This window comes from Jatrophihabitans sp. (genome assembly GCF_051960575.1).
GTDB lineage: Bacteria > Actinomycetota > Actinomycetes > Mycobacteriales > Jatrophihabitantaceae > JBQCEE01.
The window spans coordinates 1-14,234 of the sequence record NZ_JBQCEE010000008.1 but is presented as its reverse complement, the minus strand read 5'-3'; the positions used below and the strand labels follow the sequence as shown (position 1 = coordinate 14,234).

General features: G+C 72.4%; 12 protein-coding genes. 4 read left to right on the top strand and 8 right to left on the bottom strand.

The window, feature by feature from the left end:
• Positions 1–12: 12 nt before the first annotated feature.
• From ACTHMS_RS00485 to ACTHMS_RS00465, 5 genes are all read right to left on the bottom strand, one after another.
• Positions 13–1,629 (bottom strand): cell division protein PerM, encoded by a 1,617-nt coding sequence (locus ACTHMS_RS00485; protein ID WP_440304714.1) that lies wholly within the window; start codon positions 1,627–1,629, stop codon positions 13–15.
• Between the two features lie 258 nt (positions 1,630–1,887).
• Positions 1,888–2,700, bottom strand: coding sequence for a hypothetical protein (locus ACTHMS_RS00480; protein ID WP_440304713.1), 813 nt, complete (start codon positions 2,698–2,700; stop codon positions 1,888–1,890).
• A 154-nt stretch (positions 2,701–2,854) separates the two neighbouring features.
• Positions 2,855–3,733: a succinate--CoA ligase subunit alpha gene (sucD, locus tag ACTHMS_RS00475; RefSeq protein WP_440304712.1), complete on the bottom strand. Its 879-nt coding sequence runs from the start codon at positions 3,731–3,733 to the stop codon at positions 2,855–2,857.
• Between the two features lie 3 nt (positions 3,734–3,736).
• On the bottom strand, positions 3,737–4,906 hold the full coding sequence (sucC, locus tag ACTHMS_RS00470; protein ID WP_440304711.1) for an ADP-forming succinate--CoA ligase subunit beta: 1,170 nt from the start codon (positions 4,904–4,906) through the stop codon (positions 3,737–3,739).
• 136 nt (positions 4,907–5,042) lie between these two features.
• Positions 5,043–5,441: a cobalamin B12-binding domain-containing protein gene (locus ACTHMS_RS00465; RefSeq protein WP_440304710.1), complete on the bottom strand. Its 399-nt coding sequence runs from the start codon at positions 5,439–5,441 to the stop codon at positions 5,043–5,045.
• A 35-nt stretch (positions 5,442–5,476) separates the two neighbouring features.
• Here ACTHMS_RS00465 and ACTHMS_RS00460 point away from each other — a divergent pair, with 35 nt between their 5' ends.
• Positions 5,477–6,472 (top strand): glutathione S-transferase family protein, encoded by a 996-nt coding sequence (locus tag ACTHMS_RS00460; RefSeq protein WP_440304709.1) that lies wholly within the window; start codon positions 5,477–5,479, stop codon positions 6,470–6,472.
• 97 nt (positions 6,473–6,569) lie between these two features.
• On the opposite strand, the gene ACTHMS_RS00455 is transcribed toward ACTHMS_RS00460, so the two are convergent.
• Together ACTHMS_RS00455 and pcrA are read right to left on the bottom strand one after the other, a co-directional pair.
• Positions 6,570–7,637, bottom strand: coding sequence for a pentapeptide repeat-containing protein (locus ACTHMS_RS00455; protein WP_440304708.1), 1,068 nt, complete (start codon positions 7,635–7,637; stop codon positions 6,570–6,572).
• Between the two features lie 159 nt (positions 7,638–7,796).
• Entirely contained in the window at positions 7,797–10,148 is a 2,352-nt protein-coding gene (pcrA, locus tag ACTHMS_RS00450; protein ID WP_440304707.1) for a DNA helicase PcrA, read from the bottom strand.
• Between the two features lie 69 nt (positions 10,149–10,217).
• Here pcrA and ACTHMS_RS00445 point away from each other — a divergent pair, with 69 nt between their 5' ends.
• The 3 genes from ACTHMS_RS00445 (at position 10,218) to ACTHMS_RS00435 (ending at position 13,321) form a co-directional block, all read left to right on the top strand.
• A complete protein-coding gene (locus tag ACTHMS_RS00445; RefSeq protein ID WP_440304706.1) occupies positions 10,218–10,934 on the top strand; it encodes a VOC family protein in 717 nt (238 codons plus the stop codon).
• Positions 10,935–11,144: 210 nt separating this feature from the next.
• Positions 11,145–12,782: an APC family permease gene (locus ACTHMS_RS00440; RefSeq protein WP_440304726.1), complete on the top strand. Its 1,638-nt coding sequence runs from the start codon at positions 11,145–11,147 to the stop codon at positions 12,780–12,782.
• A gap of 230 nt (positions 12,783–13,012) precedes the next feature.
• Positions 13,013–13,321 carry a chorismate mutase gene (locus ACTHMS_RS00435; protein WP_440304705.1) on the top strand — a complete coding sequence of 103 codons (309 nt, stop codon included), beginning with the start codon at positions 13,013–13,015 and terminating at the stop codon, positions 13,319–13,321.
• A gap of 207 nt (positions 13,322–13,528) precedes the next feature.
• Here the strand turns inward: ACTHMS_RS00435 and ACTHMS_RS00430 are convergent, their stop codons facing one another.
• The gene (locus ACTHMS_RS00430; protein WP_440304704.1) at positions 13,529–14,167 is read right to left on the bottom strand and encodes a response regulator; all 639 of its coding nucleotides are present in this window, start codon (positions 14,165–14,167) and stop codon (positions 13,529–13,531) included.
• Positions 14,168–14,234 lie beyond the last annotated feature (67 nt).

Below are 14,234 nucleotides of genomic sequence, written 5' to 3'. Positions count from 1 at the left end.
CGCGAGGCGAGACTACCCGGCCAGCCGACGCAGCCCGCGCCGACGGTTCGCCGCGCGGGAGCCGCCGTCGACGGGCGCGTCGACCGACGGGATCGGCCCGGTCGGTTGGTCGGCCAGGCCGACCGGACGGTCGATGTCGTCCGCTTCGACGGCGTCGTCATCGGCCTCGTCATCGGCCAAGCCGACGGCCTCATGGGTGGCCTCGTCGACCTCGTCGTCGACCTCGTCGGACACCTCGTCCGACGGCGACGACGCGACGACCGTGACGACGCCGAGGTCGTAGGGGTCGGCCGAGGCGGAGGCACCGCCGGCCCAGAGCACCGGCGTGCGCCGTCGGCCGCCGAGGGCCGACCGCAGCGCCTGCGCCACGAGCACGACCACCGTGCCACCCGCGACCTCGCCCGCGACGGCGAGGCCGAGCAGCACCGGCGAGGCGCCGACCGTGCTGAGCCGGTCGTCGCCGATCGCCCCGCCGCCCTGCCAGGCGAGCAGCGCCGACAGCAGGCCGGCGGCCACGACGGCCGCCGCCGCGCGCTCGAGCCGCTCGCGCGTCGTGGTGCCCCGTGCGACCACCGCGCCGGCGGCGAAGCCGGCGACGAGCGGGACGCCGAGCACGGCACCCCACATCCAGTTCGGTGCCGCGCCGGTGGGCAGCGCACCCAGCACCGGGAAGGCCGGCACCACGCCGTGGGTCGTCGCGCCGATGCCGACGCTCGTCCCGCTGCCGACGGCGAAGCCCGGGCCCGCCAGGTAGGCGGCGCCGGCGATGACGGCGTTCGGGGCGGCGAGCAGGCAGAGCAGGATGATCGGGACGCCGTTCCAGCCGGGCCCGACCTGGCGTAGCAGCGCGTCGGCCCGGCCGTGGTGCACGAGCAGTGAACCGGCGACGAGCAGCGAGCCGGCGACGAGGTAGCACCCGACCCCGACGGTGGCCGCGCGCAGGCCGCCGCGCAGCCAGGCGGGCACGGGCGGCAGCAGCCGCAGCATCAAGCCGGTCTCGCGGGCGAAGGCGAGCCCGCCGGTGAGCGAGAAGACGACGACCGACCCCACCCCGACGCCGACGAACGGCGCGCTGCTCGTGCCGAGCGTCGCGAACGGCACCAGCAGCAGGCAGGTGACGGTGAACCCGGCCGTCTGCGCGGCACCGACCAGCAGGAGCCGCGACGACGCGCGCTCACGCAGGTCGCCGGCCGCGTCGGCGAGGCCGGCACCGGCGCGCCAGGCGATGAGGCCGAGCAGGGCGGTGAGGCCGAGCGGCAGGAAGGCGGCGTCGACGCCGTTCACGGTGATGCCGCCGTGCACGGACGCGAGCAGGGTGAGCAGGCCGGCCTTGATGGCCGACGTCGCGTTGCCCGAGCCGTGCGAGGCGGGCAGCCAGCAGATCGCCACCGTGGCGATCGCGGCCGCGGCACCGAGCACCGCGGTGCCGGCGCCCGTCCCGACCGCGGCGAGCCACACGTTGCGTCCGGCGGCCGGCGGCACGACGCTGTGCCGCGCCGCGGCCCGACGGCTGGGTGCTGCGTAGCGCCCGACGCCCCCGTCGTCGCCCGGCGCGCGGTGGCCGTCGTGGCCGCGCCGGGTGTCCGGCCGGTCGGCAGGATCGTCGGCTCGCAGGCGGACAGCAGGCATCGCCCCAGGTTCGCGGATGCGCAGGACGAAGTCGGGCAGGCACGCCGTGCGGCCCGCCGCCTTGCCCCGCTGCACCGGGAACCAGCGCCGCCTTGCCCCGCGGCACCGGCGAACAAGGCCACCTCGTCCCGATGCGCCGGGACATCGCGGGCGGGATCGGCGGCGCTCCGGGACAAGGCCGTCCGGTGCGTCCACTGAACCGACCCCGGACATGACGAAGGGCCGGGTGGCTGACCTCCCGGCCCTTCGACGAAGCCCTTACTGCTGGCCGTACCCCGGCGGCGGGGGCGGCGTGCCCGGGGCGGGCGGCTGCCCGTAGCCCGGCGCCGGCGGCTGGCCGTAGCCCGGCGCGGGCGGCTGCTGGCCGTAGCCAGGGGCCGGCGGCGGTGCGTAGCCCGGGGCGGGCGGCTGCTGGCCGTAGCCAGGGGCCGGCGGCGGCGCGTAGCCCGGCGCCTGCGGCTGGCCGTAGCCCGGCTGGCCACCGGAGATGCCGCCCTGCGGGCCCTTGGCGCCGATGTTCGGCAGGCCCGAGAGCGCACCCGGCAGGGCGGTGTTGGTCTGCTGCGCCCGCATGAGCGAGATGACCGCACCGGCGATGACGAGGATGAAGCTCAGCCAGTAGCTGAAGCCGAAGCCGAAGGCGTCGTCGATCGCGTTCTCGCAGGCACCGTTGCCGCCACAGACCGAGTTGTCCGGGCCGATGACGAAGAAGCCGAGCAGGTACAGCACCGCGCTGATGGCGAACAGGCCCATCGCGCCGAGGTAGGTCGCGACCGGCAGCTTCACCGTCGGCAGGAACAGGCTGAGGGCGACGATCACGGCGGCGGCCAGGCCCGCGATGAGCGCGAACCAGCCGAGGAACGAACCGTCGCTGAAGTGCCAGCCACCGGTCGAGTCCGAGAACCCGCCGGCGCTGACCGTGTAGTACTCGAAGAACGAGAACAGGAACAGCACGACACCGATGCCCACGAGGGCCCAGTCGAGCGGGTTGATGCTCTTGGGGTCGAAGGCCGGCTTCCCCGCACCGGGGGCGCCGTAGCCCGGGGGCGGCGGGGGTGGCTGATAGGACATGGCGGACTCTCCCTGAAGAGTGGCTGAATAGTCGTGCTTCTGCGCAGAAGGTAGCGCGGGCGCGCCTCAGAACAAACCATTCGGCGCGCCGCGCACCCGCGTCGTCATCAAGGAGTAACCAACCGCCGCCGCTGATACGCGGCGGACCGACGGGTCAGCCGCCCAGGATCTCGCGCATCAGTCGCGCGGTCTCGGACGGCGTTTTGCCGACCTGCACGCCCGCGGCCTCGAGGGCCTCCTTCTTGGCCTGCGCGGTGCCTGACGAGCCGGACACGATCGCGCCCGCGTGGCCCATCGTCTTGCCCTCGGGGGCGGTGAAGCCCGCGACGTACCCGACGACCGGCTTGCTCACGTTGGCCTTGATGAAGGCCGCCGCGCGCTCCTCGGCGTCGCCACCGATCTCGCCGATCATGACGATCGCCTCGGTCTCGGGGTCGGCCTCGAACGCGGCGAGCGCGTCGATGTGGGTCGTGCCGATGATCGGGTCGCCGCCGATGCCGATGGCGGTCGAGAAGCCGAAGTCGCGCAGCTCGAACATCATCTGGTAGGTCAGCGTGCCCGACTTCGAGACCAGGCCGACGCGGCCCGGGCCGGTGATGTCGGCGGGGATGATGCCGGCGTTCGACTTGCCCGGGCTGATGATGCCGGGGCAGTTCGGGCCGATGATGCGCGTCGACTTGCCCTGCGCGTACGCCCAGAACGCCGCGGTGTCGTGCACCGGCACGCCCTCGGTGATGACGACAGCGAGCGGGATCTGCGCGTCCACGGCCTCGATCACCGAGTCCTTGGTGAACGCCGGCGGCACGAAACCGACCGTGACGTTCGCACCCGTCTCGCCCATCGCCTCGGCGACCGAGCCGAAGACCGGCAGGGTGTGGCCGTCGATCTCGACCTTGGTGCCGGCCTTGCGCGCGTTGACACCGCCGACGACCTTCGAGCCGGACGCGAGCATGCGGCGGGTGTGCTTCATGCCCTCACCGCCGGTCATGCCCTGGACGATGATGCTGGAGTTCTCGTCGAGGAAGATCGCCATTGGTCAGGCTCCCGCGTTCGCAAGCTCGGCGGCCTTGTCGGCAGCCTCGTCCATGGTTCCGACGACCGTGACGAGCGGATGCGCGTACTCGGCCAGGATGCGTCGACCCTCGTCGACGTTGTTGCCGTCCAGGCGGACGACCAGCGGCTTGTTGGCCTCGTCCCCGAGGGTGTTCAGCGCGCCGACGATGCCGTTCGCGACGGCGTCGCACGCGGTGATGCCGCCGAAGACGTTCACGAACACCGACCGGACGGCCGGGTCGTTCAGGATGATGTCGAGCCCGTTGGCCATCACCTCGGCCGAGGCGCCGCCGCCGATGTCGAGGAAGTTCGCGGGCTTGACGTTGCCGTGCCGCTCGCCGGCGTACGCGACGACGTCGAGGGTCGACATGACCAGGCCCGCGCCGTTGCCGATGATGCCGACCTGGCCGTCGAGCTTGACGTAGTTGAGGTGCTTCTCCTTGGCCTTCGCCTCGAGCGGGTCGGCGGCCGACTTGTCCTCGAACTCGGCGTTCTGCGGCTGCCGGAAGTCGGCGTTCGCGTCGAGCGAGACCTTGCCGTCGAGGGCGACGACGTCACCCGAGCCGGTGAGGACGAGCGGGTTCACCTCGACGAGCGTCGCGTCGGCGCCGACGAACGTGTCCCACAGCTTGACCAGGACGTCGGCCACCTTGTCGGCGACGTCGGCCGGGAACTTGGCCTGGGCGACGATGTCCTGCGCGGTGGCGAGGTCGACGCCCTTGCTGGCGTCGACGGGCACGCGGGCTAGGGCCTCGGGGCGCTCGACGGCGAGCTGCTCGATCTCCATACCGCCCTCGGCGCTGGCCATGGCCAGGAAGGTGCGGTTCGAGCGGTCGAGCAGGTAGCTGACGTAGTACTCCTGCTTGATGTCGGCGCCCGGGTCGACCAGCACGCGGTGCACGGTGTGGCCCTTGATGTCCATGCCGAGGATCGCCTCGGCGTGCTGCTGGGCCTCGTCCGGCGTCTTGGCGACCTTGACGCCGCCGGCCTTGCCGCGGCCACCGATCTTGACCTGCGCCTTGACGACGGTGACCCCGCCGATGCGCTCGGCGATCTGCTTGGCCTCGTCCGGCGTTGTCGCGACCTCACCGAGGCTGACGGGCACACCGAACTTCTGGAACAGCTGCTTCGCCTGGTACTCGAACAGATCCACGCTGATACGTCCTCATCCGTTGCGTCGATGTGCCGCGCGCGTCACGGCCGCCGCTGGAGCTGTGCCGAATTGTTACTCGGAGCCTAACCAGCCGTTTCGGGCCGCTGTGCGCCTGTAACGGCGTTCACTCCGCCGGTCAATCGACCGCCACGTTGGTCTGCACCCAGCGCACGATCTCCTCCATCGGCACGCCGGGCGTGAAGACCTTGGCGACGCCGATCTTCTCCAGCTCGGGGATGTCCTCCTCCGGGATGATCCCGCCGCCGAAGAGCACGACGTCGGACGCGTCCTGCTCGCGCAGCTGCTCGGCCACCGCGCGGAACAGGGTCATGTGCGCGCCGGACAGGATCGACAGGCCGACCGCGTCGGCGTCCTCCTGGATCACCGTCTGCACGATCTGCTCGGGCGTCTGGTGCAGGCCGGTGTAGACGACCTCCATGCCGGCGTCGCGCAGCGCCCGCGCGATCACCTTCGCCCCGCGGTCATGACCGTCGAGCCCCGGCTTGCCGATGACCACCCTGATGCGATCCGTCACGAGTCCGGAGCCTAGCTGCGAGTAGGAAGGTGTGCGTGAGCTCCGTCGAGAAGGAATACCGGCGCGACACCGCGTACATCGAGGACCGCATCACCGCCGACGGCCGCGACGGCTGGCCGGTCGAGCCGGGCCGGTACCGGCTGGTCGTGTCGCGCGCCTGCCCGTGGGCGAGCCGTGCCGTCGTCTCGCGGCGCCTGCTCGGGCTCGAACCGGTGCTCGGCATGGCGATCTGCGGGCCGACGCACGACGAACGGTCGTGGACCTTCGACCTCGCGCCCGGCGGACGCGACCCCGTGCTCGGGTACGAGCGGTTGCAGGAGGCGTACTTCGCCCGCGATCCCGAGTACCCGAAGGGCATCACCGTGCCCGCGATGGTCGACATCCCGACCCGCGCGGTGGTGACCAACGACTACGCGCAGCTGACGCTCGACCTCGCGACCGAGTGGACGGCGCACGTCCGCGACGGGGCACCCGACCTCTACCCGGACGCGTGGCGCGACGAGATCGACGAGGTCAACGACTGGGTGTACCGCGACGTCAACAACGGCGTGTACCGGTGCGGGTTCGCCGGTGACCAGGAGTCCTACGACGGCGCGTACGACCGGCTCTTCGCCGCGCTCGACCGGCTCGAGGAGCGGCTCACGTCCAGGCGCTACCTGGTCGGTGATCACGTCACCGAGGCCGACATCCGGCTGTTCACCACGCTCGTGCGCTTCGACGCCGTCTACCACGGCCATTTCAAGTGCAACCGGAACAAGCTGATCGAGCTGCCGGCGCTGTGGGCCTACGCCCGCGACCTGTTCCAGACGCCGGGCTTCGGCGACACGGTCGACTTCGTCCACATCAAGCGGCACTACTACGTCGTGCACCAGGACATCAACCCGACCGGCATCGTGCCGAGGGGGCCACGGCTCGACGGCTGGCTGACGCCGCACGGCCGTGAGGCACTGGGTGGCTCGCCGTTCGGTGACGGCACCCCGCCCGGGCCGCCCGTGCCGGACGAGGTGGTGCCGGCCGAGCACTGGGTCTGACCGCGCTGACCGCGCGGGCGGGTCGACGCGCTCGACCCGCCCAGCCAGCCGCCCGCGCGCGCCGCTGGTGACCATCCCGGCGGGTCGAGCGCTGTCGTCAGGCCCGGGCGCGCAGCACGAGGCCGACGAGCACGACGGCGATGCCGCCGAACAGGCCGGGGAAGCTGCTGTCGACGCCGACCGTGCACTGCGGCTGCGTGCAGACGGCCGTCGCGAGCGTGTCGAAGGCGAACGAGAACTGGCCGATGAGCGCGCCCGCGAGCAGATGCAGGCCGAAGGCGACGACCAGCGAGCCGAGCAGGCCGAGCAGGATGCCGCGCGCCGGTGACCTGCCGACCCGCACGTAGCGCGGGTCGACCGCCGGTTCGGGCACGGCGTGCCGCCCGGCGGCGCCGACATGGTGCGCCGCCTGGATGGCCGCGAGGTCGGTGCGGAACGGTTGCACCTGCACACGGCTCCCCGCGCGGCGTCCGACGGCCTTCCGGATCGAGGCGACCGCGAGCAGCACGAAGACCGCGGCGGCGCCGATGAGCAGGTACAGGCTCCAGTCGGTCAGGCCGCGCACCCCGCCGAAGTGCGCGCCGCCCACTTCGGCCTGGGTGAAGTCGGCGCCGTCGACCTGCGCGTCGTCGAAGACCGCGTGCTGCAGCGACGCCTGGGTGAAGTTCGCGTCGCGCACGTCGGCGCCGCGGAAGACCGCGCCCTTCGCATCGATCTGGTCGAGCGACGCGCTGCGGAGGTTCGCGCCGCTGAGATCGGCACCGGTGAGCACCGCCTGCGTCAGCTGGGCACGTTCGAGATCGGCCCCGGTCAGGACGGCGCCGGTGAGGTCGGTCTGCGACATGCGGTCGGCCGCGAAGGTGGCGTCGGTGGCGCGGACGTAGGACAGGTCGGCCTGGTCGAGCTCGAGGCCGGAGAGATCGGCCCGCGTGAGATCGGCGCAGCGCAGCCGGCCCGCCTGCACCATCGCGGCGGTGATGCGGTGCCCGGCGAGCTTCGCGCCCGAGCCGGGCGTGCAGGCGACCGGAGCCGTCGCCGAAGCCGCGACCGGGCCCGGCCCGATCAGCGCGAGCAGTGTCAGCAGGACGAGGGTGGCCGGGCGTCGCCCGCGCGGGAGCCCGAGGGGTCGCCCGAGCCGTCGCCCGGGCACGGGTGGGGTCGCCATGGTGGAGCGCCTCCGGACAGGTGGTCACACTCTCGCGTCGGCGAGCAGTGTGCCGATCCGGCGCGGCCGGGGCCAGATGGCGCCCACGGCGGGTCGCGCGCCGCCCGGCGCAAAGCGGTGCGATCCGGGACGAACGCCGGCCCGGGTGCGTCCGAGGTCTCAGAGTTTCTCGACCGGGGCGTAGCGCAGCATCAGCCACTTCACGCCCGAGGTGCCGAAGTCGATCTGGGCCTGCGCGCCGTCGCCGGTGCCCCGGGTGGCGACGACCGTGCCCAGGCCGAAGCCGTCGTGGCTCACCCGGTCGCCGACGTCCAGGGCGGGCACCGCGCGGTTGCCCGCTCCCCCGCGCAGGCCGCGCCCGCCCATGCGCGACGACGCCAACTGCTGCTGCGCCGACGGCTGCCGGGCACGGTAGCCATGATCACCCGAGCGCGACGGCACGTCGTCGTCGCCGTACGCGGGCACGAACGAGCGGCGCTGCGTCTCGCCCGTCCACTCGACGAGGTCGGGCGGGATCTCGTCGAGGAACCGCGACGGCGGGTTCCACGACGGCGCGCCCCACGACGACCGCGACAGCGCCCGCGAGAGGTACAGCCGCTGCTCGGCCCGGGTGATGCCGACGTACGCCAGCCGCCGCTCCTCGGCCATCTCCGTCGGGTCGGTCATCGTGCGCATGTGCGGGAAGACGCCGTCCTCCATGCCGGTCAGGAAGACGACGGGGAACTCGAGGCCCTTGGCGGTGTGCAGCGTCATCAGCGTGACCACGCCGCCCTCGGCGTCGGGGATCGAGTCGGCGTCGGCCACCAGCGACACCCGCTCGAGGAAGGCGTCGAGGGTTGCGTCGTCCGGGTTCACCTCCTCGAACTCGCGCGCCACCGCGACGAGCTCGCGCAGGTTGTCGACGCGCGACTCGTCCTGCGGATCCTGCGACTTCTCGAGCTCCTTGAGGTAGCCGGTCTGGTCGAGCACCGCCTCGAGGATCACCGCGGGGGTCGCGTCCGGGCCAGCGGCGACCGCGCGCAGCGAGGTCATGAGGTTGCGGAAGTCGGCGATCGCGTTGACCGAGCGCGTGGCGAGGCCGAAGGACTCGTCGGCGATCTCGAGCGCGGCGGCGAACGAGAGCCGCTCGCGGGAGGCGAAGACCTCGATCGCCGCCTCGGCGCGGTCGCCGATGCCGCGGCGCGGGGTGTTGAGGATGCGGCGCAACGACACCACGTCGTCCTGGTTGGCGATCACGCGCAGGTAGGCGAGCGCGTCGCGCACCTCGCGCCGCTCGTAGAACCGCACGCCGCCGACCACCTTGTAGGGCAGGCCGACGCGGATGAACACCTCCTCGAACACGCGGCTCTGGGCGTTCGTCCGGTAGAAGACCGCGACGTCGGACGCGCTGGCCTCGCCCTTGTCGCTGAGCTCGTCGATCCGCTGCGCGACCCACGCGGCCTCGTCGTGCTCGTTCTCGGCGACGTAGCCGAGCAGCTTCTCGCCCGGGCCGGCGTCCGACCACAGGTTCTTCGGCTTGCGGTCGGGGTTGCGGGCGATCACCGCGTTGGCGGCGTGGAGGATGTTCTGCGTCGAGCGGTAGTTCTGCTCGAGCAGGATCGTCGTCGCGTCCGGGTAGTCGCGCTCGAACTCGAGGATGTTGCGGATGGACGCGCCACGGAACGCGTAGATCGACTGGTCGGCGTCGCCCACGACGGCCAGCTGCGCCGGGTCGTCGCCCGAGGTCAGCTCGCGCACCAGCATGTACTGCGCGTGGTTGGTGTCCTGGTACTCGTCGACGAGCACGTGCCGGAAGCGGCGGCGGTAGTGCTCGGCGACGTCGGGGTGCTGCTGCAGCAGCTGCACCGTGGTCATGATCAGGTCGTCGAAGTCGAGCGCATGGGCGTCGCGCAGCCGCTGCTGGTAGCGGGTGTAGACGTCGGCGAGCACCTTCTCGGGCGGGGTCGACGCCTTGTCGGCCCAGGCCTCCGGCGTCACGAGCTCGTTCTTGAGGTTGCTGATCTGCGCCGCGAGCGACCGCGCGGGGAAGCGTTTCGGGTCGACGTCGAGATCGCGGGTGACCATGGTCATCAGCCGCTTCGAGTCGTCGGCGTCGTAGATCGAGAACGACGAGCGCAGGCCGAGCGCCTTCGCCTCGGCGCGCAGCAGCCGCACGCACATCGAGTGGAACGTCGACACCCACATCGCCCGTGCCTGGCGGCCGACCAGCGCGGCGACGCGCTCCTTCATCTCACCCGCGGCCTTGTTCGTGAAGGTGATCGCGAGGATCTGGCCGGGCGTGACACCCCGTTCGGCGAGCAGGTGCGCGATGCGGTGGGTGAGCACGCGGGTCTTGCCCGAGCCGGCGCCCGCGACGATGAGCAGCGGGCCGCCCTCGTGCACGACCGCCGCCCGCTGCTGCGGGTTGAGCCCCTCGAGCAGGGCCGCGACGTCGAGCTGGGTGCGCCGCGGACGCCGCTCGTCGGCCGTCGGCGCGGGTGTCGGATCGGGGTCGAACAGGGTGTCGGTCATCGCTGCGCCAGCCTACGTCCGGCCACTGACACAACCCGCGTCGTCGGTGGCCTCCCCTACGGTGCCCGCATGTACCTCGAGAACATCGTGCTCGACGCGGTCGACCCGCAGCGGCTGGGCCGGTTCTGGGAGGCCGCACTGGGCGGCGAGCGCCTCAGCGACGGGCCGGAGGGCTTCGAGACACGCATCGGGCCGCCCGGCGGCCCCGTGCTCGACCTCTGCTTCCAGCCCGTGCCGGCACCGCCGACCGACCCGCTGCGCCTGCACCTCGACCTGCGCGGCGGGTCGGAGCAGGCCGCGGTGGTCGCGCGACTGGTGGCACTCGGCGCGCGACCGCTCGACATCGGGCAGGGCGAGGTCCCGTGGGTCGTGCTCGGCGATCCGGAGGGCAACCCGTGCTGCGTCCTGGAACACCGGGCGGAGTACGCCGCGACCGGGCCTCTCGCCGCCGTCCCGCTCGACTCCGCCGACCCGGCGCGCGATGCCGAGTTCTGGGCGTGGCTGACGGGCTGGGTCGCGGTCACGTCCTCGGAACTCGCCGCGCTGCAGCACCCGTCGCTGCGCGGACCGCTGCTCGAGTTCCTCCCCGAGCGGGCGTCCAAGGGCGCGGCGAAGAACCGGCTGCACCTCGACGTCCGCCTCGAGACCGGGGACGACATGGACGCCGTGGCCGCGGGCATCGGCGCCCGCGGCGGGCGCGAGTTGCACTTCGACTGGGGCGACCTGCCGTGGCGCCACTTCGCCGACCCGTCCGGCAACGAGCTCTGCGTCCTGCCCGCCCGCTGACCCCTGCGCGCCGGCGGCCGTCGTCGAGATCCGGCCACGATTCGGACATTTCCGGTTATCCGCGCCGCCGAGCCGGGAAGTACGGCGCACATGAGCACATCGGCTGAGCATGCGGGTCTGACGCGGTTGCAGCGCGGGCCGAAGGGTGCGCGGTCCGACGGCCCCACCAAGCCGTCGACCGGGTCGGCGCAGGGCGGCAACGATCGCCGCATGCGCCGCGACATCGGCGTGATCGGGCTGCTGTTCGCCAGCGTCGGCTCGATCATCGGCTCGGGGTGGCTGTTCGGCGCGCTCACCGCGGCCCAGCTCACCGGACCGTCCGCGATCCTGTCCTGGTTCATCGCGGCCGTGATGATGATGCTGATCGGCCTGGTCTTCGCCGAACTCGGCACGATGTTCCCGCTGTCCGGCGGCGTCGTCCGCTTCCCGCACCTGGCCTTCGGGTCGTTCGCGAGCTACACCACCGGCTGGATCCTCTGGGTCGCCGTCGCGACCACCGCCCCGATCGAGGTCGAGGGTGCGCTGCAGTACGCGACGAAGTACGCGCCGTTCACCGCGGCGCACCAGTCGGGCGGCGAGACGGTGCACACGCTCACCGGCCTGGGCTACCTCGTCGCCGTCCTCGGCATGGCGTTCTTCGTCGTCGTCAACTACTTCGGCGTGCGCTGGTTCGCACGCATCAACACCGTCGCGGTGTGGTGGAAGCTCGCCATCATCCTGATCGCGATCATCGCCTTCCTCGTCACCTCGTTCCACGGCGAGAACTTCAGCGACCACGGCTTCGCCACCAACGGCATGCACGGCATCTTCACCGCCATCGCCACCGGCGGCATCGTGTTCAGCTACCTCGGCTTCCGCCAGGGCATCGAACTCGCGGGCGAGTCGCGCAACCCGCGGCGCAACATCCCGATCGCCGTCATCGGGTCGCTGCTGCTCACCGCCGTGCTCTACATCGGCCTGCAGGTCGCCTTCATCGGTGCGGTGCGGCCGCAGGACCTCGCGTCGTCGCACGGCTGGGCGCAGCTCGACTTCACCGACGCGTTCGGCCCGCTCGCCGCGATCGCCACGCTCATCGGCATCGGCTGGCTCGCCAAGCTGCTCTACATCGACGCGATCATCTCGCCGGCCGACACCGGGTTGATCTACACGACCGTCACCGCGCGCGTCTCGTACGCGATGGGACGCAACGGCAACGCGCCGCGCAGCCTGGCGAGCACGACCCGGCGGGGCGTGCCGCTCACCAGCCTGCTCGTCAGCTTCGTCGTCGGCCTGATCGTCTTCCTGCCGTTCCCGTCGTGGCAGCAGCTGGTCGGGTTCGTCACCTCGGCCACGGTGCTGTCCTTTGGCGCCGGCATCCTCACGCTCGGCGCGCTGCGCCGCGAGCTGCCCGACCGCGAGCGCCCGTTCCGGCTGGCGCTCGGCCCGGTGGTGCCGTTCCTCGCGTTCTACTCGTCCAACCTCATCGTGTACTGGGCCGGCTGGGACGTGAACTGGAAGCTGTTCCTCGCGATCGCGCTCGGGTTCGTGCTGCTGCCGATCTTCCACGCGACGGCGAAGGGCGAGAAGACCCCGCTCGACCTGCGCGCCGGTGCCACCTGGACGCTGCCGTGGCTCGGCGGGCTGGCCCTGATCAGCTGGCTCGGCAGTTACCCCGACCCGCACAAGGGCAACACCGGCACGATCGGCTTCGGCTGGGGCTTCGTCGCCGTCTTCGTCCTCACCGCCGTCGTCTTCTGGCTCGCCACCGTGGTGCGCCTGCCCCGCGATCGGGTCGAGGCGCACGTCGCCGAGACCGAGCGCGAGTCACAGGACGAGGAGGCCGCGCTCGGCTCGGCGGGGGCTGCCTGAGCACGGTCGTCCGGGTGGGTCGGGGCGGAGGGGGTTTTGCTCGCGCCCGACCGCTGTGCCAGCATGGACGCGTGACCAGCGCGCGATTTTATGGGTACCGCATCCCGGTGCCCTTCGTTGCTGGCTGACACCACCACCAACCAAGACGCCCCGGGCCCGAGCTCGGGGCGTTTCGCATGTCAGCGACGCCCAGGGCCTGGGCGCGGCGGCCGGACGATCAGGACGCAGCCATGACCTCCGCCCTCACCACCACCGACGCCACCGTCGCCACCGACGCCTCGGCCGACGCCGATGCCGCGGCCGACCAGATCCGCGTGCTGCGCGGGCAGATCGACGCGCTCGACACCGCGATCACCCGCCTGGTCGCCGAGCGCGCCGCGCTGTCGGCCCGGGTGCAGTCGACCCGCATGAACGCCGGCGGCACCCGCGTCGAGCTCGGACGCGAGCGCGAGATCCTCGCCGCCTACCGCGACGCCCTCGGCGCCCACGGCCCCGCCGTCGCCGACGCGATCCTGCAGGTCTGCCGCGGCGCCCGCTGATCGCACGCGCGCTGCGGCCGGCGGTCGGCCCGCCGGCTCGTCGTCGGCGGGCCTTTGCGCCCCCAGCTGTCGGGTTCGCCGCTCGAAACCGACAGGTGGCGGCGCAAACAGCCACCGCCCGGCCGGCTTTGCGCCCACAGCTGTCGGATGGGGGGCCGGAAGCCGACAGCTGGCGGCGCAAACAGGTGCAGGCAGCGGCCCGGAAGGTCAGAGCATGCGGCGGTCGGCAGCCCAGCGGGTGAGCTGGTGCCGGTTCGAGAGTTGCAGCTTCCGCAGCACGTTCGACGCGTGCGTCTCGACCGTCTTGATCGAGATGAACAGCTCGGCCGCGATCTCCTTGTACGCGTAGCCGCGGGCGAGCAGGCGCAGCACCTCGCGCTCGCGCGGCGTCAGCTGGTCGATCTCCGGGTCGATCGACGGCATCACCGGGGCCTCGCGGAACGCGTCCAGCACGAACCCGGCCAGCCGGGGGCTGAACACCGCGTCCCCGTCGGCCACCCGCACCACCGCGGCCGCCAGTTCGTCGGCAGAGATCGTCTTGGTGACGTACCCCCGCGCACCGGCGCGGATCAGCGCGATCACGTCCTCGGCGGCGTCCGACACCGACAGCGCGAGCACGTGGGTGTCGGGCAGCTCGGCACCGAGCCCGTTGAGCACCGCGAGCCCACCGCCGTCGGGCATGTGCACGTCGAGCAGCACGACGTCCGGCCGGGTCGCGCGGATGACCTCGAGCGCGGACGCCGGGTCGCCCGCCTCGCCGACGATGTCGACCCGCGTGCCCAGCTCGGCGCGCACGCCGGCCCGGAACATCGCGTGGTCGTCGACCAGCACCACCCGCGGTGTCATGCACTCCCCCGTTCCTCGTCGCGGGCACGTGCCCGCCCGCCGATCGGCATGTGCAGCGCGATCTCGG

Excerpts from the sequence above, each read along its gene's own strand:
- ACTHMS_RS00455 (WP_440304708.1), bottom strand. The coding sequence starts at position 7,637 with ATGGCGACCCCACCCGTGCCCGGGCGACGGCTCGGGCGACCCCTCGGG.
- ACTHMS_RS00440 (WP_440304726.1), top strand. The coding sequence starts at position 11,145 with ATGCGCCGCGACATCGGCGTGATCGGGCTGCTGTTCGCCAGCGTCGGC.
- pcrA (WP_440304707.1), bottom strand. The coding sequence starts at position 10,148 with ATGACCGACACCCTGTTCGACCCCGATCCGACACCCGCGCCGACGGCC.
- ACTHMS_RS00485 (WP_440304714.1), bottom strand. The coding sequence starts at position 1,629 with ATGCCTGCTGTCCGCCTGCGAGCCGACGATCCTGCCGACCGGCCGGAC.
- sucD (WP_440304712.1), bottom strand. The coding sequence starts at position 3,733 with ATGGCGATCTTCCTCGACGAGAACTCCAGCATCATCGTCCAGGGCATG.
- ACTHMS_RS00445 (WP_440304706.1), top strand. The coding sequence starts at position 10,218 with ATGTACCTCGAGAACATCGTGCTCGACGCGGTCGACCCGCAGCGGCTG.
- ACTHMS_RS00435 (WP_440304705.1), top strand. The coding sequence starts at position 13,013 with ATGACCTCCGCCCTCACCACCACCGACGCCACCGTCGCCACCGACGCC.
- ACTHMS_RS00430 (WP_440304704.1), bottom strand. The coding sequence starts at position 14,167 with ATGACACCGCGGGTGGTGCTGGTCGACGACCACGCGATGTTCCGGGCC.
- ACTHMS_RS00480 (WP_440304713.1), bottom strand. The coding sequence starts at position 2,700 with ATGTCCTATCAGCCACCCCCGCCGCCCCCGGGCTACGGCGCCCCCGGT.